Origin of the sequence: Stutzerimonas balearica DSM 6083 (assembly GCF_000818015.1) — a bacterium.
Classification (GTDB): domain Bacteria; phylum Pseudomonadota; class Gammaproteobacteria; order Pseudomonadales; family Pseudomonadaceae; genus Stutzerimonas; species Stutzerimonas balearica.
Genome location: NZ_CP007511.1, coordinates 3,889,007 through 3,907,359 on the forward strand (window position 1 = coordinate 3,889,007; position 18,353 = coordinate 3,907,359).

Sequence of the window (18,353 nt, forward strand, 5' to 3'; positions counted from 1 at the left end):
CTTACACCTGATAAACCGGCACGCGGTTGCACCAGCGGTCCTTGTATTCGCGATCGGCACGGCCGAAGGAATAGCGCAAGGGCTTGCCCAAGGCCCGCGCCTCAGCCCAGGCCTCTTGCGTATTGACGAAGCTGAGCACGCTGCCGGGGCTGAAATCGCGCTGCCCCGGATCGACGCCACCGTTGATGTACTCGATCGACACCCAGTTCGGCGACTCGACGCGGTAAAGGATCTGAATGGCGATCGGCTGATCCTCGAGCAACACCACCGAGCCCACCATGAATTCACGCAGCAGCTCGAAAACCATTTCCAGATGCCCCTTGCCGGGCGCCTCGAAGTTCCAGCGGCGCTGAAACAGATCGGCATAGATGCTCGCCTGCTCGGCAGGGCTGAACGCCTGCATCGGCCGCAGCACGCCGCCGGCCTCCTCCAGCAGGCGCTGCTCGCGGCGCTGGTTGTAGCGGAACTTCTTGGAGTATTCCTCTGGCTCCCGGGCCAGGGCGAGGCCTTCGGGCTGCTCGTGCAGTGCGGCGATGCGCCCGACGTTGAGCGAAGACACATAGCGCAGGCGCTGGCGCACCGGCACGCAGGCCGTGTCCGCGATCGGCAGAATGACTTCGGCGTTGCCCAGGTCGAACAGCCCGCGCTTGCCGCTCTTTTTCAGCACATCCTTGGCCAGCGCCAAGTGCCGGCCCCAGCAGGGTACGGCAGCCACCAGCTCGCCGCCCTGCTCCCAGCCCAGATAACGCACCGGAATACCGGCCAGAGCGGCCAATCGTTCGATGACGTCCGGATGGGTGGCCACGCTGCCGCCAAAGCGCTGCCAGATGGAACGGTAGGTCGGCGCATCGATCACCTGCCAGCCGCGCTCGCGCCAGCTCCGCAGAAACCCAAGCATCACACGCCAGTCTCCACCACGGGTGGCTCGTCCTTGAACTGGGTGGCATGCAAGCGCGCATAGGCGCCGTTGGCCGCCAGCAACTCGGCATGACTACCACGCTCGACGATGCGGCCCTGCTCCATCACCAGGATCAGATCGGCCTTCTCGATGGTCGACAGCCGGTGCGCGATCACCAACGTGGTCCGGCCTTTCATGACCTCATCGAGCGCCGCCTGGATATGCCGCTCGGACTCGGTATCGAGCGCCGAGGTCGCCTCGTCGAGGATCAGCACCGGTGCGTTCTTCAGCAGCGCGCGCGCAATCGCCAGGCGCTGGCGCTGGCCGCCCGAGAGCAACACGCCGTTCTCGCCGACGAGCGTGTCGTAGCCCTGCGGCATCTGTTCGATGAACTCGTCGGCATAGGCCGCACGCGCGGCCTCGCGAATGTCCTCGAGCGGCGCGCCAGCGAGGTCGCCATAGGCGATGTTGTTGGCCACCGTATCGTTGAACAGGGTCACCTGCTGCGTCACCAGCGCAATGTGCCGGCGCAGGTTGCGCAGCGTGTAGGTCTCGACGTCCTCGCCATCGAGCAGGATTTGCCCGGCCTCGTGGTGGTAGAAGCGAGGGATCAGGTTCGCCAGCGTCGACTTGCCACTGCCCGAACGCCCGACCAGCGCCACCATTTGCCCCGGTTCGGCGGTAAAGCTGATGCCCTTGAGCACCTGCTTGTCGGTCTGCGGGTAGACGAAGCTCAAATCCCGCACCTCCAGACGGCCGCTGACCCGCTCGCGCTCGAGCGTGCCCGTATCGACCTCGGGGACTTCGTCGAGCTGCTCGAAGATGCTCTCGGCTCCGGCGACCCCCTTCTGAATGGTGGAGCTGACCTCCGATAGCTGGCGAATCGGCTTGGGCAAGAGGCCCGCCAGCGTGATGTAGGCCACCAGATCGCCCGCCGAGGCATCGCCGCGCAGCAGCAGCACCAGGAACATCAGCATGGCCATGGCGCTGTAGATCACCAATTGCAGCGACGGCGTGTAGACCGCGTTGGTCTTGACCATGCGCAATTGCTTGGCCGTGTTCTCACTGCTGGCGGCAAGAAAACGGCTCTGCTCGTAGGTTTCCCCACCGAAGCTGCGCACCACCCGATAACCCTGGATCGTCTCGGAAGCGACATGCGTGACGTCGCCCATGGCCGTCTGGATCTTCTTGCTCTGCTTGCGAAACTTGCGGCTCGCGCTGGAGACCATCACCCCGATCACCGGCAGGATCGCGACCATCACCAGAGTCAGCTTCCAGTTCATCCACAGCAGCGTGGCGAACAGGAAGATCACCGTCATGCCCTCGCGCACCACGACCTTGATCGCATCGGTCGCCGCCCCCGTGACCATCGTCACGTTGTAGGTAATGCGCGAAATCAGGTGACCGGAGTTGTGGCTGTCGAAGTAACGATTGGGCAATGTCAGCAGGTTGTTGAACAGCGCGACGCGCAGATCATGCACCAATCCCAGCGATACCTTCGCCAGAAAGAAATTGCCGAGGAACGATCCGACCCCCTGCAACAGCGCGATCAGGATGATCAGCAGTGGCACCGCCTGCAGTAGCTTCAGCTCAGCCAGCCACTGCACCTCCTGCAGATGCGGAACGCGGGCGAACAGACTGGCGTCCGGATTGTTCAGCCCGTCGACAAAAAACTTCAGCATGTAGCCGAGCATCGGCTGGGTGGAGGCGAAAAGCAGGAAGCCAAGCAGGCTCATCGCGAACAGCCCCCAGTAAGGGACCACATAGCGCAGCAACCGCAAATAGACCTTCACGCTCGATTGCTGGGTAGAATTGGCCATTCGGCAGCCCCATACGACTGGCTAGAGGAACAAGATGCGGATTGTAACAGCGCAGGAGTTGGAAAACTGGCTGGCGGAAGGCAAGGTACTCGAAAGGGACGCGCGGGGTCCCAAAGTTCTGGCGTTGGAAGACGGAAGCTTTCTAAAGATCTTCCATACTCGCCGACACCCTTTTCTGGCTCGCCTTTTCCCCTCGGCACAGCGGTTCGCCAGAAATCTTGCCGTGCTTCACGACGCTGGCTTCAGTGCTCCTGAAATTCTGGAAACGTTCTGGCTTGACAAGCATGCAGGCCTAAGCGGCTGCCTATATCAACCTCTGCCTGGTGTCTCGATAGAAACCCTCTTTCGCGCCGAACCGGAACGAATCGATCAGCACTTGCCTGATTTAGCCGCGTTCATCAGAAGACTGCATAGCAAAGGCATCTATTTCCGGTCATTGCACATCGGCAATATCATCCTGCTCCCGAACGGTTCATTTGGCCTGATCGACGTCCTTGACTTGCACAAGAAGCGTAGACCTCTAAACGAAAGCCTCACAAGACGAAACTTTTGTCACTTACGCAATCATCTAAAAAGAAAAAAGCTTGAGCAGTTCCCCTTTGAACAGCTTCTCAAGCTTTATAGGAGCGCTTAGCGAAAAGACAAGAAGCCGATCATGCGCCGGGCAGGTCAACCACAGCATCACAACCGAAACGCTCTAGAACCCTCTTGTTTACGTAGGTGCCGGGGCAGGAAATATCCTTGTTCACCAAGGTCATCGCGCCGATTACCACATTATCGGCAATGGAAATAACATCGCCAATGACACATGAATTAACGCAAAGACTGACATTATCCCCAATAACTATCGACTTCTCCCCCGCGCCACCTTTTATTCCAACTGTACACCCTTGCCAAACCTTGAAATTCCTACCAATTTTAGAATAGGCGCTAATTACGATACCTGAGGTATGGGCAATCCATAAGCCTTCACCAACCGCTGCACCCAGCATGATCTCTACGTTGTACTTCCGGCTAATTCGCTCGTTCAGCATCTTGGCGCGCCGTTTCAAGAAACGGCCACCCTCTGCGTGAAGCACATAGGCGACGCGAAACCAGAACAAATAAGCATAGCGATTGCTTCTTTTGCATTTTTGCCTGATACGACGCCACGAAAACTGTTCTTGTTCGCCGCCCAAGATTTCCAGGCACCAGTATCGCTTCATGCTATTCAACATCGACATCATTGAACCTCGGACCTCGTGCGCCCCGCTCCTGCGCACATGAGGATTGCCACCGGCAGCCAAAACACAATCCAGTACACTCCAGGGCGCAGAAAAATCACATAAAAGTTTGCAACGGAAACAACGATAACGAACGCCATCAGCGCCAGGCCGAGCGAGGCGAAATTTTTCTCGGAACGATAGCGCCACCCGCCTAGCAGAAGAGCAGCCATCAAACCAAGAAGCAATACCAGGCCGGGAAATCCGTACTCGTAGAATATCTGAAGATAAAGGCTGTGGGCTTGGTTGAAACAGCGCTTAATTCCTTCGATGCAGATATTCGGATCGGCTCCGGCGCCAGCTCCCCACAACCAGAAGCTATCGATCTTCGACCACCACTGCCAGAATATTTGGTCTCTATAACTTGCGTCTATCCCACCCGCTTTCGCAAGAAAAAACAGCCCGAGAACGGCCAGAGGAATAACGACACACAGCAACACGCGAAACTGTCGCGCGGAAAGCGACACTGCAAGTAAAGTCATAACCGCAGCCAAGAGACCAAGCCAGACTCCCCGCGAATAGGTGAAATAGCAATATGCCGCTGCACCGATAAATGCAACCACGGACAATAGCCTGGTTCCACCCTTCTCGCGCAGTGACAAAAAAAGAGCCACAGTCGCAACCACTCCGAAGTACAGGGCGGACACGATAGGATTTTCGAAATCTGCCATTTCATGACCAGACCAGGAATCCAGCCTGAAGGCCCTGAAGCCGAACCCGCGATCGTCGATGAGCAGCGCCTGGTTCAGACTGAGCCATGCAAAAATGCCCGCCGTAACGACTACTGCCATAAGCAGAAACCGCCAGAGATTTCTGCTTTGCATGACCAGGCCGATAGCAAGTACATAGAGCCCCACGTAAAAGAGCAACCGCAGCCATCGCCAGGGCGTGCCTACGCTCCCCTCGTTGAATACGGCAACGAAGGCCACCCAAACGCTCAGGGCGACCAGCAGGACAAACGCCTTTCTACTAAAAGGCGGCCATGATCGCCGGAAGAACGCGACTGCCATGAGCGCGGGTGCAAATAAGGCTATGTTCGTGATAGTGGCGTAACGACTGCCGTCGGGAATGAAGCAAACTCCCGCGAGCTGCAAATACAACCCGACCGCGATCAACATCCGCAGGGGGGCAGGGAGCGACGCAGATAGAGTCATGCTTTTAGAGCCTCAATTCTCCTCGCTACTGCCGCGAAGTGCTCCGCCCCGCCGTCTTGCCAACGGCCCGGCACGCAATACTCATCACGCAGATAGCTGATGAATGCCTGCCGCAGCTCCTCGCTTACCCCCCAAGACGGCAGCGTTTCCAGCAACGCGAGGCCTTCCTCGGCACTTCGCGCACTGGCCGCAATACCGTCGATCGCATAGAAAGCCTCCCCCAATACCAGCACGGGTTTCGCCAAGAGAATGCTTTCAAGGCCTACCGTCGAATTGATCGTAACGACGCAATCGGCATTTTCGATCAGCTCCTGCGTCGAGTTGCCGTTGGCGAAGATGACCTTTTCTGAAGCCCGCATGACAAGGTCAGGGTATTTCACACGGCTCGACGGATGTTCCTTTAGAACCACCACTCTTCCGCTGCGCTGCGCCACCAACTGGGCAAAGGAGAACAGCTCGCGCATGTCGCTTATCCAAGGCGAGAACAGCCTGATCTGCGTATCCCAGTCGTCTTGAAACGGGATGAAGATATAACTGCCCGGCAGCTCGACAGACTGGCTTTGACGCTTTGCTTGCCGCGGTACCAGGGTTACCGCTTGGACACCGCGAAGTCGATCGGGGTGTCGCCTTGCATAGCTTCGATAGAACTCAGGATCTCTAGGTACAGAATTGCGATAATTCACACCACGTGGATCGAGGGTTGTGGTGCCCGGAAGTAGACCATTCTCGAAATACAGTTTCAGCACGCCCGCCTCGCACATGCTCGTGAAGAGCGCACAATAGCGGTGGCTGCCGTTCCACACCGCCACCGCGTCAGGCCGTTCCTTGCGCAATAGACGTCCGAAACGGAGCGCCATTACCAGCAACTCCAACCTAAGCAGAAGCCGATATACAGCACCGCGATAACGCCCTTTCTTCGCCCGCTCGGCACACTTCTCGAGAACTAGCCGACTCCACTCCACCTGATAGAACGCCCGACGCAGATCGAAGATCGATGGGAAGGGCAATGTCGAAGGCGTGACAACCCTTCCAGACAAATCGGAGTTTTCAAGAACGGCGCTAAAGTACTTAATCTGGTGCTTAGCCAAGCCGAGAAAAACAACTTTCATAAATTTAAGTATTGATATCCGGGGGCGGAGCAGACAAACGCAAACCAGGCAGCTCCGAGCCATTTGCCGCCAGTCGCACGCTATGCACTAGCGAATCAAGCGGCTTGTCGGCATGGCCTATGTGATAGTTCAAGAACTCGAACAATCGCCCTCTCGCCTTTTCCGGCTGAGAAAGAACGCTTTCGACGCATGGTGCCAAATGGGCCTCGTCAACGCTTACGGGAAGCCCGTATCGCGCAACCGAAAAATAATCCTCGCCCTGCCCAAGCAGCACAAAAGGCACTCCGGCCCGAGCCACATCCAGGACGGCGTTGGTATAGCCGCACAGCACAAGATCGAAGCGCCCAGCGCACTGCTCAAGCGTCTCGTCTGTACCCAGAATCGTGATTCGCTCGGAACGAGCTGCATAATCCAACCAGGGTTTGCCATGTCCGCGAGGGTGAAGCTTTACCGAAAGCGCTGCATCTCGATGCTGCTCGAGCCACCTCAACACCCAGTTGCAATATTGCTGATAGGACTCAGTAGGTTCGTAATCGGGCCCCGAGCCGAGGAACAGCAAACGTGGCGTCCGTTGACTGCCTCTATCGACTAACACGGTTTTTTTTTGATCGGTCAGATAGTACGGCCCCGCAAAGACAGCGCAGCATTCACCAAAAGCCTCGCCAAGCGAAGAAAGATAGTCGTAGGAACTTCTGCCAAACATCAGGTAGTAGTCGTAGTCAAAATAGGCATAACGACTAGACTGCCCGGAGGGCACCGAATGTGCCATATGCATCACTCGCATACCCTCGGTGCGTAAGGCCTTGATGAAGCTTGGTACTATCCACCCGTTTCGCTCGGTCAGCACCACCTTGGCCCGATAACGTCGCAACAGAAACGCAGCGTGCGCAGCGTGCCAATACAACAGGAACGGGACTGACTTGGCGGGCCTGGCGAATTGCCGGGCACGAATCAGAACATCATCTGACTCTTCGATAAACTCCTCGACGTGGAGTCCGCTGGACCTCAACGCCTGCAGAAGGGCGGCTTTCCGACCTTGCTCATAGGACTTACGTGAAGGATGAATCAGCAGGACATCGCATGACGCTACCGGGACCCGGCGGCCAAGTGACAACAAGAGAACCAGCAGGCTCTTGCCTGCCAATCGGAAGCGTAGCCGCCAGGCCGCCACTCGCCCCTTTCCGCGACGCACCGGCTCGTTCAGCACGAAGTCACGCAGTTGGCGCAACGTCAGCTCCACGGAGCTTTTCACGCTCAGCGCTTTCCGCTCAGCCAAAGCCGTAGCGCTTTGCGTGTATAGGACGTCTTGAATATCACCCGCCAGTCAGTGCCGATCGCCTGGCGATACATGTCGCGCGCTTCGGAAAACCGCCCGGCGCTCAACAGACCGCGGAACAGCGAGAGGCAGCGCTGAGCCTTGAAGGGTCTACGCAACGATGCCATGGACGCAGGCACTCGCCCTTTGTCGAATACCTCCTCGACGACGGCAAGCCCAACTGCACAGTCCTGCTTGATGTCGTGCCGCATGCTGTCGTCGTGCTTGTAGATCAATGCCATCGGTGCGGCAAGAATCGTGCAGTCGAAGTTTGCCAGCGCTTGGCTGAAGACCGGAATGTCCTCGGCGTTACGAAAACTCTCGGGATAGGTCCCGAGCCGGAATACTTCGCGATGGATAGCGGACGCGCCATTGGCGAGCCCGATGGTCTTGTCCAACAAATACCCTCGCAACCGCTCCAGACGATTTTCCGGTAGCGACGCTGGCAAATGCTTGCGGCGCTTTCCGTCGGGCCATACCGCCCAATGGCCGCCGATCACCATGCGTGTATTCGGATATTGCTTGAGATGCTCGCTCAGCAGCCTCATGGCGTCCGGCGCCAACTCGTCGTCAGCGTCCAGAAATACCAGATAGGTCCCGGCGGCCTCTGAAATGCCGCGATTACGCACGGAGGAAAGACCTCCGTTAGGCTTGCGGATCGCGCGAAAGCGTCCTGGGTATCGGCCCTGTAGCTCGGCAAGCACAGCAGGTGTTTCATCGGTAGAGCCGTCATCAATCACCAACAGCTCGCTGTCTTCGCTTAGCTGACTTATTACCGACTCGACTGCGCGCGGCAGGGTCTTCGCGTAGTTGTAGGCCGGTATGACCACGCTGATCAACAAGTCAGGCGTGCTCATACCAATCCATCCCATCCTTCACGACCAGCACATCCTCCATGATCAGGTACTGCAGGTCGGAGCCATAGAACATGTTCAGCGCATCGGTCGGCGAGCAGATCATCGGCTCGCCGCGGCGGTTGAGCGACGTGTTGAGCGAGACTCCATTGCCGGTGAGCTTTTCCAGTTCCAGCATCAGGTCGTACCAGCGCGGGTTGTGGCGGCGCTCCAGCACCTGGGCGCGGGAGGTGCCGTCCTCGTGGACCACCTCGCCAACACGATTTTTCCACTCTTCATTGACCTCGAAAGTGAAGGTCATGAAGGGGCTCGGGTGGTCGACCTTGAGCATCTGCGGCGCCACGGTGTCGAGCATCGACGGGCAGAAGGGTCTCCAGCGCTCGCGGAACTTGATCTGCTCGTTGATGCGGTCGGCCACGCCCGGCACGCTCGGGCAGCCGATGATCGAACGGCCGCCAAGCGCGCGAGGGCCGAACTCCATACGGCCCTGGAACCAGGCAACCGGATTGCCATCGACCATGATCCTGGCGATGCGCGCAGGGGTGTCGTCGATCTTCTTCCACACCGGCTTGTTGGGGTGGCGCGCGCAGGCTGCAATGACGTCCTCGTTGGAGTAGGACGGCCCGAGGTAGACGTGCTCCATCTTTTCCACCGGCACGCCGCGCGCGACGGAGACATAGGCCGCAGCGCCTACTGCGGTGCCGGCGTCGCCGGAAGCCGGCTGAACGAACAGCTCCTTGACCTCATCGCGCGCGATGATCTTCTGGTTCAGCTTGACGTTCAGCGCGCAGCCACCGGCGAAGGCGATCTTGCCGGTTTCACGGATGATGTCACCCAGGTAGTAGTCCATCATCTCCAGCGCCAGCTTCTCGAACAGCGCCTGCATGCTGGCGGCGTAGTGAATGTAGGGGTCGTCGGCGATGTCGCCCTCGCGCTTCGGGCCGAGCCACTCGATCAGCTTGGGCGAGAAGTAGTAGCCCTTGCCCTTCTCTTTATAGCGGCGGAAGCCAATGACGTTGGCGTAGTCGGTGTTGATCACCAGCTCGCCATTCTCGAACTTGGCCAGGCGCGAGAAATCGTACTTGGCGGCATCGCCGTAGGGCGCCATGCCCATCACCTTGAACTCGCCGTCGAGCATCTCGAAGCCGAGGTATTCGGTGATCGCGCCGTACAGCCCGCCCAGCGAATCCGGGTCGTAGAATTCCTTGATCTTGTGGATTCTGCCGTTCTCGCCCCAGCCGAAGAAGGTGGTGGCGTACTCGCCCTTGCCGTCGATACCCATGATCGCGGTCTTCTCGCTGAAGCCGGAGCAGTGGTAGGCGCTGGAGGCATGGGCCAGATGGTGCTCGACGGGCTCGATACGGACCTTCTTCAGATCGAAACCGAGCTGCTGCAGGCACCACTGGATGCGCTTCTTGTAGCGATGGTAGCGGCGGTTGCCCATGAGAATCGCGTCTAGCGCGCGGTCCGGCGCGTACCAATAACGCTTGGCGTAGTGCCAGCGGGCCTTCTCGAAGATGCTGATGGGCGCAAACGGAATCGCGACGACATCGACGTCGCCCGGTTTGATGCCCGCCTGCTCCAGGCAGAACTTGGCCGACTCGTAGGGCATGCGGTTCTTGGCATGCTTGTCACGCACGAAGCGCTCCTCTTCGACCGCGGCTATGAGCTTGCCGTCGATATAGAGCGCAGCGGAAGGGTCATGACTGAGAGCGCCGGACAAACCGAGAATCGTCAGTGCCACGGTATAGCCTCTTTTACGTGCGACAGCCAAAGGCTGTCGCGAAACAGATCGGACGCAGCCGACTCAGCGACCGCAAAGAAAGTGGCGAATTATAACGGCACCGGCAGCCGCGAGACATCACGACGAACGTAACTGCGCCAAAGCGATCCACCCCGATGGGCAGAGGATCGTCAAAGCCGCGGCAAGCGCTGATCGAGCAGGCGATACAGCTTCGACTCGACGGGCCAGTTGCGCAGCAGCCGCGCCCGATCCCGGGCGAAAGCGCGGGCGAAGCCGGCGCGGCTGTGGTGTTGCTGTACCGCATCGAGGTCGATCAGCGCCCAGCGCCCGTCTTCCCAGAACAGGTTGTGCCCCTTCAGATCACCATGGCTGACCTGTTCCCGGATCAGCGCCAGCAGCAGGCGTTCCAGGGCACGCAGCTCTGCTTCCGGCGGGTGATCCTCGACATAGGGCCGCCAGCGCGCGATGAGATCCTCGCCCTCGAGCAGCTCGGTCACGAGCCAGGCCGGCCCGCGCGCCCACAGCCAGCGCTGCTCCTTGACAGCCAGCAGGCGGGGCGTGGCAATGCCGAGCAGGTCCAGCCGATTGCCCTGCAGCCAGCTGTGCCAGGCGCGACTGGGGCGCCAGAAGCGCTTGAGCCAGTGCAGCGGGTTCTTGATGTTGTAGCGCTTGATCAGCAGCGGCCGGCCGGCCAGCGCCACTCGCGCCACCGTGGCCGCACCGCCGGTCTTGAAGATCTGCCCCTGCGCAATGAAGCGGTCCGGGTCGGCCAGGAGTTCCGCCAGACCAGAGGCCTCGTCGCGGCGCACCACCTGAGCGCCAAAGGGACCGATCTCCGCCTTGAACAGCGAGCAATCGCGCGCGAGCTTTTTCATGTAATCGCGCACCCGCCAGCGGCGTACCTCATGCACCTGGTCGAGCAACGCATCGAGCGACAGCGCATGCTCGGCATTGGCGAGCAGGTAATGGGCCAGCAGGCTCTCGATGAAGGGTTCCAGCTCGGCCGGCAGCTGGGCGAAGAATACGCCCAGGTTCTGCAGGGCCTGGCCCGCGGACAGCGGCCGGCCAGGCGTCTCGGCCCGCACGCCGCCGCCGTCGACGATGAATAGGCGATCATGCTGGCGCAACAGGTTGTCCAGGTGCAGATCACTCTGCCAGAGCCCGCAGGCATGCATTCGGCCGATCAGGGTCAGCGCTTCGGCGAGTATCGCTTGCTGTGCCGGGCAAAGCGGCACCTCGCGCTCGACTTCACGCCAGGCGTCCCAGAGGCTGCAAGCATTTTCCAGGTATTCGAACAGCAGCCAGCCGCCCTCTTCCTCCTGCCAACCCTCGGCGAGTACGCGCGGCGTCGGCAGGCCCTGCCCGACAAGCAGCCGCGCACCGTCACGCTCCCGCTCGAAGTGCCGCCGCGCCTTGTCGCCAACCATGAGCTTGGCAAGCACCTGCCGGTCGTTCCAGCGTGCGCGCCCGACATAGCGTTGACCGGGCAAGGTGCGCAGCCAGGCCTCGATGGTCAGCGCGTCGCCGTCCGCCAGTTCGATACGGCAGGGCAGCGTCGGGCAGCGCCCGGCATCGGCGAGCTGCGACAGGTTCATCGCCGCTCCTTGTCGCGCCGCCGTTCAATCAGCTGCGCCAGCCAGCTGGCGACGAGTGACTCAGAGCCCAGATAGGCGCTCAATACCTGCCGCACCTCAGCCTCGTGCCAGGGGTTGGCACGCCGGAACAGCGGTTCGAGATCCTTGATGCGATCGCGACGACCGAACAGGAGCGGACGGGTTTTTTCCAGATCGATGAGGCAAGCCTGCCACCGATCGGCAGCCGGGCGCAGGAAGATGTGTTTGGGGTAGAAGCAGCCGTGCATCTGCCCGGCCTCGTGCAGTTGGCGCGCCAGACCGCCTACGGCCTCGGTGATCGCCAGGCGCTCCGCCTCGGCCAGGCTCTGCCAGCGAGCCAGCCAGCTGTCCAGGTCGTTCCAGCCGTCCAGCGCGCGGGTCAGCAGCACCGCACGGCGTTCCGCGCCGACCCGCCGAGCACCGTAGAAACTGGCCTGCAGCGCCGGAATTCCGCGCCGCTGATAGCGCAGAATGTTGCGAAATTCGCGGGCAAAGGTGGGCTCCCCCAAGGGATGGCTCAGGGTGCGCGTCAAATGGTTGCTCTGCCGCTTGAGGAAGAACCCCGTCCCCTCGAGCTCCAGGCGAAACACGCTGCTCCAGCCGCCACGCTCTACGTTCGGCTCGTCCACGGCCTGCAGCTGCAGGCTCCACAATGCATCGAAACCGGCCAGTCCGTTGCGTTCGAGCAGGGCGGCGTCACCCGCTGCGATGTAGTCCTTCACGTCATTCGCGCCCTTGGAAGTACTGGAGAATCTGCCGGATGCGCCGCTTGTCCGCCGCGCCCAGGCGCGCGCGTCGGCGATATTGCAGGTAGAAACGCAGGCGCTGGGTCCGGCTCAGCTGATACTTGGCGACCTTGTCCAGGCAGGCGAGGTCCTTGATGATGCGCCGCTGCAGGAACGGCCCCCACCAGAACGCGCCGGTCGGGCAGTCGATGAAGTACAGCTCGGCGTCCCGGTTGACCAGCAGATTGCGCCATTTCAGATCGTTGTGGGCAAAGCAGTGCTTGTGCATCGTACGGGTCGCCTGTGCCAGCTGCAGGCTCACCCGCTGTACCCAGTGCCGATCCGCCAGGCGCGGGTCACGGCCGCTCGCCAGCTGCGCAAGATCTTCGGAGTGCAGGATCTCGCGGGTGATCAGCGCGCCGCGCACGAACTGCCCCGCGCGACGCTCCAGGCCATAGGCCACGAGAGGGGCCGTGGGAATGCCCCAGCGCTCGAACAGCCGCAGGTTCTGCCACTCGGCCTTGACCCGCGGCCGGCCCAGGTATTGCCTCGCGCCCTTGCCCGCCCCGACGTAGCGCTTGACGTAGTAGCGCACGCCGTCGCGCTCGATCCGGATCACTTCCGACAGCGGGTCTCGGGTCAGGCGCTCGCCTTGCAAGGCGAAGACCGCCTCCAGGCTGCCGAACTCCACCGAGCGCTCGGCGTAAGCCGGCGCCAGGGTCCAGCCGGCCATCAGAGCGCGTCTCCATAGCGCAGCTTGCGCCGATAGAGCTTCTCCGCCTTGCGCTCCAGCCAGCCAAGCAGCACAGCTTCGTCGCTAAGCACCTGGCGCAGCGGTTGCCGGAAGTAGACGCGCAGGAAGCGCAGCTTGTCGCGACGGGTCAGGCCGACATCGAGCGCGGAAAAATACAGGGCAGCCAGGTCCTTGTCGCGCCAGCGGCGCGGCGTGCGACGACGGGTCTGGGCGCGGTGCAGATCGATCACCGAGAGGCGGAAATCCTCGGGCGTCACCGCACGATCGGTGTGCAGCAGGAAGTGGCAGATGTAGCAGTCGCGGTGATTGACCCCGGCGCGATGCATGCCACCGACCATCTCGGCGACACGGTGGATCAACGCGCGCTTGAGCGGCGGCGCTGGCGGCGTCTCGCCCCAGCCGAGGCTGTAGTCCTCGAGACTGATGGTCGGCGCCAATTCCTCGGTAATGATGAACGAGTGCTGGGTCGCCGGGTTGGCGCCACGCTCACCATAGGCAACGGCCGTCATCGTCGGGATGCCTGCCTGTTTCAGCCGCTCGATGGCGCGCCATTCCTGCCCGGCACCGAGTACCGGTGCCTTGGCACTGAACAGGTTCTTGGCGATTTCACCCCAGCCAATGCCACGGTGGATCTTGACGAAGTAGCCACGCCCGTCGACCTCGGTACGCAGCGTGCGCCGCCCTTCCAGCTCGCGATAGACCTGGCCCTGAAGCGTCTCCACCTCGGCAAAGGCATCACGTCCCTGCCAGAGCGACTTGAAGGGTTCAGAGAGGATCAGTTGCATGACCTGCCCCGAGACGGCGCCTGCGGACGGCGGACATCCGCCGTGCCTTTGCAGCGGTGATGGCGGCCACGCGTGCGGCTGGACATGACCACGCCGCTTCCCACCCGGCACAGTAGAGCTCGAACCCGGCTCATGCCGCTTCCCCGAGAATCACGTCGGCCGCTCTCTGCGGCATGGAGTACAGATCGGCGGTGTCGGCGAAGGCCAGCCCGTTGCGGCTCCAGGTCGCCCGCTGCGCCGGGTCAGCAAGCATCTCGGCCAGCGCGCGGTCCAACGCACCCTGGGTGAAGGGGCTCGGTACGACGCGCCCGCAATCGGCCTCGGCAATGTAGTGCGCGTAGCCGCAGACATCGGTAACCAGCACCGGCAACCCGGCGACCAGCGCCTCGAGCAGCACCGTGCCGGTGTTCTCGTTGTAGGCCGGGTGGATCAGCAGGTCGGCGCCGAGCAGAAAACGCGGCACGTCGCTGCGCCCCTTGAGAAAGGCGACCTGGTCGGAAATGCCCAGCGCCTTGGCCTGCAGCTGGAACGGCTTGGGATCATCCTGGCCGATGACAAACAACCGGGTGCGCTTCTTCAGCTCGCGGGGTAGCGCCGCGACGGCCTTCAGGCTGCGGTCGACGCCCTTGGTCTTGAAGCCTGAACCGATCTGCACGAGCAGCAGATCGTCTTCGTTCAGGTCGAACTCTTCGCGGAACTCGCGGCGCACTTCATCGGCGTTCGCCGGCGCCCGACGGTCCTGCGCAATGCCGGGCGGCAACAGGTGAAAACGCCTGGCCGGCGTGCCGTAATGCTTGACGAACAGTGGCTGCTGCACCTCGGAGATCATCAGGATCTCGGTCTTCGCCTCCGGAGCGAACACCGCTCGCTCGTACTCGGCAAAGTGCTTGTAGCGGCCCCAGCGCCGATAGAGCGGGTTGCGCAGCGTTTGCGCCTTGTCCTCGAAGCAGGGGTCTGCCGCGTAGTACACGTCCAGCCCGGGCATCTTGTTGAAGCCCACCACGCGGTCGACCGGGCGCGCCGCCAGGTCGCGCTCGAGCCAGGCGGTGAAGCGCTCGTTACGCGTGTGGTTGAACAGCGCCTTGACCGGCGCCACCAGCACCTCGAAGCCGGCCGGCACCTCGCCCTCCCAGATCATCGTGTAGACGCGAATGGCATGGCCGCGCCGCTGGCACTCCAGCGCGATGCGCATGAAGTCGCGCTGCAGCCCACCGAAGGGAAAGTATTTGTACAGGATGAAGGCCAGTTGCATCAGACGGGCTCCGCCCGCAGCAGGGCTTTGAGTTCGGCGGCCACGCGCTCGGCGGGCAGATCATCGAAACAGGGCTTGTGGCGATCGCCGCTACCGGCATTCGGCCCACCGGCACAGAGGTGGACCTGCGAGCGGCCGTAGGCACCGACGCGGCCAGGCCGTGTCGGGCCATAGAGCGAAATGCAGGGCACATCCAGCGCCGCAGCCAGGTGACCGAGGCCGGTGTCCACCGCCACGCAGGCGCGCGCGCCGGCAATCACGCCAGCCACGCCGGCCAGGTTCAGCTTCGGCAGCACCGCCACCTGCGGCAGGCCGCTGGCGATGCGTTCGGCACGAGCTTTCTCCTCCGCATTGCCCCACGGCAGACGGATCGCCCAGCCAAACGCGCACATGCGCTCGGCCAGTTCGCGCCAGTTGGCCTCCGGCCAGTGCTTGCTTGGCCAGGTAGTGCCGTGCAGGAACAGCAGATAGGGCTCTTCGCTGCCGCTGGCCAGGCGCGAGCGCTCCAGCCCATAGTCGCCGGTACCGACCGGCAGCGGATATCCAAGCGCCTGGGCAAACAGCTGGCGCACGCGCTCCAGTGCATGTTGCTCGCGCGGCACCGCATAAGCGCGGTCGTAGAACCGCGTGGCCAACGGCTCACGCGCCGAATCACGATCCAGCCCGGCCACCGGCGCCTTCACGTAACGGGTCAACCAGGCGCTCTTCAACAGGCCCTGGGCATCGATTACCAGGTCGTAGTGCGTCTCGCGCAGGCGCGCCTTGAAGCGTCGGAATTCGCCGGAGCGCCAGGTCTGCAGCGGGTGCTTGCGCCAGCGGCGGATGGCCACCGGGATCACCTGCGCCACCGCCGGATGCCAGGCCGGAATCTCGGCGAAGCCCTCCTCCACCACCCAATCGAAGCGGATGCCGGGCAGCGCCCGCTGCGCATCGGTCAACGCCGGCAAGGTATGGATGACATCGCCGAGCGACGAAGTCTTGATCAGCAACACCCGCACCTAGCGCACCTCGACCGGCTGCGGCACGAGGCGCTCGAGCGCCTCGACCACCTGCTCGGGCAGCAGTTCGCGCATGCAATTGTTGTGACCGAAACGACAGGTGCGATCGAAGCACGGGCTGCATTCGAGCCCCAGCCGTACCGTTTCGACGCGATCGGACAGCGGCGGCGTGAAGGCCGGCGAAGTCGAACCGTACACCGCGACGAGCGGCCGCCCCAGAGCAGCGGAGACATGCATCAGCCCGGAGTCGTTCGATACCACCGCGTCAGCGCACGACAGGAGATCGATCGCCTCGGCCAGCGAAGTCTCGCCGGCCAGGTTGACCACTTCTTCGCGCAGCCCCGGAATCAGTCGCTGAACGATGTCCTGGCCTACCAGATGATCATTTTTCGAGCCGAACAGCCAGACCTGCCAGCCCTCGCGAATCTTGCGTTCGGCCACCTCGGCGAAGTGCGCCGCCGGCCAACGCTTGGACTCGCCGAACTCGGCCCCCGGGCACAACGCCAGCACCGGCCGATCGAGGCTCAGGCCGAACCGGGCCAATGCCTGATCGCGGCTGTGCGTCTCGATTCGCAACTGCGGGTGCGGATAGGGTTGCGGCAAGGCCGCATCCGGCTCGAAGGCCAGCGCCATGAAGCGCTCGATCATCAGCGGATAACGCGCCTTGTCCAGCTTGCGCAGGTCATTCAGCAGGCCGTAGCGCATCTCGCCTTTCCAGCCGGTGCGCTTGGGAATGCCCGCCAGGAACGGCACCAGGGCCGACTTCAGCGAGTTGGGCAGCAGGATGGCCTGCTGGTACTGACCGCGCAGACCCTGGGCGACCCGGCGACGGGTCGCCAGATCGAGCACGCCGTGGCCGACCGGAAAGCTCAGCGCCTGGCGGACCTCGGGCATGCGCTCAAGAATCGGCCGACTCCACTCCGGGGCCAGGACATCGATGTTGCAGGACGGGTGCTGGTGCTTGAGGCAGATGAACAGCGTCTGCGCCATCACCATGTCGCCCACCCAACTGGGGCCGATGATCAGGATGTTCATAGGGGCAGCTTCAGGCCTCTGGCGTCGGGCCGCAAGCCGAAACGCAGCCACTGGCTGCTCGGCCTGCCGCCTGGCGCTCGCCGCTTACTTGACCAGCGTCCGCCATTCGGCATGCGTGGCGGTCTTGCCGGTGACCAGGTCGAAGTAGGCCTTCTGCAGGGTCTCGGTGATCGGGCCACGGCGGCCGGCACCGATCTGGCGGCCATCGACTTCGCGAATCGGCGTGACTTCGGCAGCGGTACCGGTGAAGAAGGCTTCGTCGGCGATGTACACCTCGTCGCGGGTGATGCGCTTTTCGACCACCTTCAGGCCGTGTTCGGCGGCCAGGGTCAGCACGGTACCGCGGGTGATGCCGTTCAGGCAGGCGGTGACTTCCGGGGTGTAGATCACGCCATCCTTGATGATGAAGATGTTCTCGCCAGAACCCTCGGCCACGTAGCCTTCGGGGTCCAGCATCAGCGCCTCGTCGGCGCCGCCGGAAATCGCTTCCTGCAGGGCCAGCATCGAGTTGATGTAGGCACCGTTGGATTTGGCGCGCGTCATGGTGATGTTGACGTGGTGACGGGTGAAGGAGCTGGTGCGCACCTTGATGCCCAGCTCCAGCGCCTCGTCGCCCATGTACGCACCCCAGTGCCAGGCGGCGACGATCACGTGCACTTTCAGGCCGCTGGCGCGCAGGCCCATGCCTTCGCTTCCGTAGAACACCATCGGGCGGATGTAGGCGCTTTCCAGGTTGTTCTCGCGCACCGCAGCGCGGGTCGCTTCGTTGATCTCGTCACGGCTGTACGGGATCTTCATGTTCATGATGTGAGCGGAGTCGAACAGGCGGTCGGTGTGCGCCTGCAGGCGGAAGATCGCCGTGCCGGCCGGCGTGTTGTAGGCCCGCACGCCCTCGAACACGCCCATGCCGTAGTGCAGGGTGTGGGTGAGCACGTGGGTGGTCGCATCGCGCCACTGCACCAGCTCGCCGTCGTACCAGATCACGCCATCACGATCGGCCATGGACATGGTTGCCAACTCCTTCAGAATTCGATA

The 18,353-nt window shown here is 62.1% G+C and carries 17 protein-coding genes; 1 reads left to right on the forward strand and 16 read right to left on the reverse strand.

Translation table 11 applies throughout. The features are described 5' to 3' along the window. Nucleotide 1: 1 nt before the first annotated feature. Nucleotides 2-898 (reverse strand): GNAT family N-acetyltransferase, encoded by an 897-nt coding sequence (locus CL52_RS18120; protein ID WP_043222224.1) that lies wholly within the window; start codon nt 896-898, stop codon nt 2-4. Next, nucleotides 898-2,718, reverse strand: a complete 1,821-nt coding sequence (msbA, locus tag CL52_RS18125; RefSeq protein WP_043222225.1) for a lipid A export permease/ATP-binding protein MsbA — start codon at nt 2,716-2,718, stop codon at nt 898-900. Before msbA ends, CL52_RS18120 begins: the two co-directional genes overlap by 1 nt. A 34-nt stretch (nt 2,719-2,752) precedes the next feature. On the opposite strand from msbA, the gene CL52_RS18130 reads away from it, so the two are divergent. After that, complete coding sequence (locus CL52_RS18130) at nt 2,753-3,352, forward strand: phosphotransferase (protein ID WP_043222226.1); 600 nt, start codon at nt 2,753-2,755, stop codon at nt 3,350-3,352. A 19-nt stretch (nt 3,353-3,371) separates the two neighbouring features. On the opposite strand, the gene CL52_RS21555 is transcribed toward CL52_RS18130, so the two are convergent. The 14 genes from CL52_RS21555 to ilvE form a co-directional block, all read right to left on the reverse strand. Beyond that, entirely contained in the window at nt 3,372-3,923 is a 552-nt protein-coding gene (locus CL52_RS21555; protein ID WP_235366377.1) for an LbetaH domain-containing protein, read from the reverse strand. Nucleotides 3,924-3,940: 17 nt separating this feature from the next. Further along, on the reverse strand, nt 3,941-5,134 hold the full coding sequence (locus CL52_RS18140; protein WP_043222230.1) for an O-antigen ligase family protein: 1,194 nt from the start codon (nt 5,132-5,134) through the stop codon (nt 3,941-3,943). After that, on the reverse strand, nt 5,131-6,243 hold the full coding sequence (locus CL52_RS18145) for a capsular polysaccharide export protein, LipB/KpsS family (protein WP_043222232.1): 1,113 nt from the start codon (nt 6,241-6,243) through the stop codon (nt 5,131-5,133). Before CL52_RS18145 ends, CL52_RS18140 begins: the two co-directional genes overlap by 4 nt. Nucleotides 6,244-6,247: 4 nt before the next feature. Then, nucleotides 6,248-7,495 carry a hypothetical protein gene (locus CL52_RS18150; RefSeq protein WP_235366378.1) on the reverse strand — a complete coding sequence of 416 codons (1,248 nt, stop codon included), beginning with the start codon at nt 7,493-7,495 and terminating at the stop codon, nt 6,248-6,250. Between the two features lie 2 nt (nt 7,496-7,497). Further along, nucleotides 7,498-8,415, reverse strand: coding sequence for a glycosyltransferase family 2 protein (locus tag CL52_RS18155; RefSeq protein WP_043222235.1), 918 nt, complete (start codon nt 8,413-8,415; stop codon nt 7,498-7,500). Beyond that, complete coding sequence (locus CL52_RS18160) at nt 8,402-10,156, reverse strand: carbamoyltransferase family protein (RefSeq protein ID WP_043222237.1); 1,755 nt, start codon at nt 10,154-10,156, stop codon at nt 8,402-8,404. Before CL52_RS18160 ends, CL52_RS18155 begins: the two co-directional genes overlap by 14 nt. 170 nt (nt 10,157-10,326) lie before the next feature. Continuing rightward, the gene (locus tag CL52_RS18165) at nt 10,327-11,751 is read right to left on the reverse strand and encodes a lipopolysaccharide kinase InaA family protein (protein WP_043222241.1); all 1,425 of its coding nucleotides are present in this window, start codon (nt 11,749-11,751) and stop codon (nt 10,327-10,329) included. Continuing rightward, entirely contained in the window at nt 11,748-12,491 is a 744-nt protein-coding gene (locus tag CL52_RS18170) for a lipopolysaccharide kinase InaA family protein (RefSeq protein ID WP_043222243.1), read from the reverse strand. The genes CL52_RS18165 and CL52_RS18170 overlap by 4 nt, the downstream gene beginning before the upstream one ends. 1 nt (nt 12,492) lies before the next feature. Further along, entirely contained in the window at nt 12,493-13,227 is a 735-nt protein-coding gene (locus CL52_RS18175; protein ID WP_043222245.1) for a lipopolysaccharide kinase InaA family protein, read from the reverse strand. After that, nucleotides 13,227-14,033 (reverse strand): lipopolysaccharide core heptose(I) kinase RfaP, encoded by an 807-nt coding sequence (gene rfaP, locus CL52_RS18180; RefSeq protein ID WP_043222247.1) that lies wholly within the window; start codon nt 14,031-14,033, stop codon nt 13,227-13,229. Before rfaP ends, CL52_RS18175 begins: the two co-directional genes overlap by 1 nt. A 130-nt stretch (nt 14,034-14,163) precedes the next feature. Beyond that, the gene (locus CL52_RS18185) at nt 14,164-15,285 is read right to left on the reverse strand and encodes a glycosyltransferase family 4 protein (protein ID WP_043222249.1); all 1,122 of its coding nucleotides are present in this window, start codon (nt 15,283-15,285) and stop codon (nt 14,164-14,166) included. Further along, nucleotides 15,285-16,283 carry a lipopolysaccharide heptosyltransferase I gene (waaC, locus tag CL52_RS18190; protein WP_041108216.1) on the reverse strand — a complete coding sequence of 333 codons (999 nt, stop codon included), beginning with the start codon at nt 16,281-16,283 and terminating at the stop codon, nt 15,285-15,287. Before waaC ends, CL52_RS18185 begins: the two co-directional genes overlap by 1 nt. After that, nucleotides 16,284-17,318: a lipopolysaccharide heptosyltransferase II gene (gene waaF, locus CL52_RS18195; RefSeq protein WP_043222250.1), complete on the reverse strand. Its 1,035-nt coding sequence runs from the start codon at nt 17,316-17,318 to the stop codon at nt 16,284-16,286. It lies immediately after the preceding gene. Between the two features lie 84 nt (nt 17,319-17,402). Further along, entirely contained in the window at nt 17,403-18,326 is a 924-nt protein-coding gene (gene ilvE, locus CL52_RS18200; RefSeq protein WP_043222252.1) for a branched-chain-amino-acid transaminase, read from the reverse strand. Between the last annotated feature and the right edge of the window lie 27 nt (nt 18,327-18,353).

Bases quoted from the DNA above. Each gene is read 5' to 3' on its own strand.
- CL52_RS18120 (WP_043222224.1), bottom strand. From the start codon at position 898: ATGCTTGGGTTTCTGCGGAGCTGGCGCGAGCGCGGCTGGCAGGTGATC.
- msbA (WP_043222225.1), bottom strand. From the start codon at position 2,718: ATGGCCAATTCTACCCAGCAATCGAGCGTGAAGGTCTATTTGCGGTTG.
- CL52_RS18130 (WP_043222226.1), top strand. From the start codon at position 2,753: ATGCGGATTGTAACAGCGCAGGAGTTGGAAAACTGGCTGGCGGAAGGC.
- CL52_RS21555 (WP_235366377.1), bottom strand. From the start codon at position 3,923: ATGAAGCGATACTGGTGCCTGGAAATCTTGGGCGGCGAACAAGAACAG.
- CL52_RS18140 (WP_043222230.1), bottom strand. From the start codon at position 5,134: ATGACTCTATCTGCGTCGCTCCCTGCCCCCCTGCGGATGTTGATCGCG.
- CL52_RS18145 (WP_043222232.1), bottom strand. From the start codon at position 6,243: ATGAAAGTTGTTTTTCTCGGCTTGGCTAAGCACCAGATTAAGTACTTT.
- CL52_RS18155 (WP_043222235.1), bottom strand. From the start codon at position 8,415: ATGAGCACGCCTGACTTGTTGATCAGCGTGGTCATACCGGCCTACAAC.
- CL52_RS18165 (WP_043222241.1), bottom strand. From the start codon at position 11,751: ATGAACCTGTCGCAGCTCGCCGATGCCGGGCGCTGCCCGACGCTGCCC.
- CL52_RS18175 (WP_043222245.1), bottom strand. From the start codon at position 13,227: ATGGCCGGCTGGACCCTGGCGCCGGCTTACGCCGAGCGCTCGGTGGAG.
- rfaP (WP_043222247.1), bottom strand. From the start codon at position 14,033: ATGCAACTGATCCTCTCTGAACCCTTCAAGTCGCTCTGGCAGGGACGT.
- CL52_RS18185 (WP_043222249.1), bottom strand. From the start codon at position 15,285: ATGCAACTGGCCTTCATCCTGTACAAATACTTTCCCTTCGGTGGGCTG.
- waaF (WP_043222250.1), bottom strand. From the start codon at position 17,318: ATGAACATCCTGATCATCGGCCCCAGTTGGGTGGGCGACATGGTGATG.
- ilvE (WP_043222252.1), bottom strand. From the start codon at position 18,326: ATGTCCATGGCCGATCGTGATGGCGTGATCTGGTACGACGGCGAGCTG.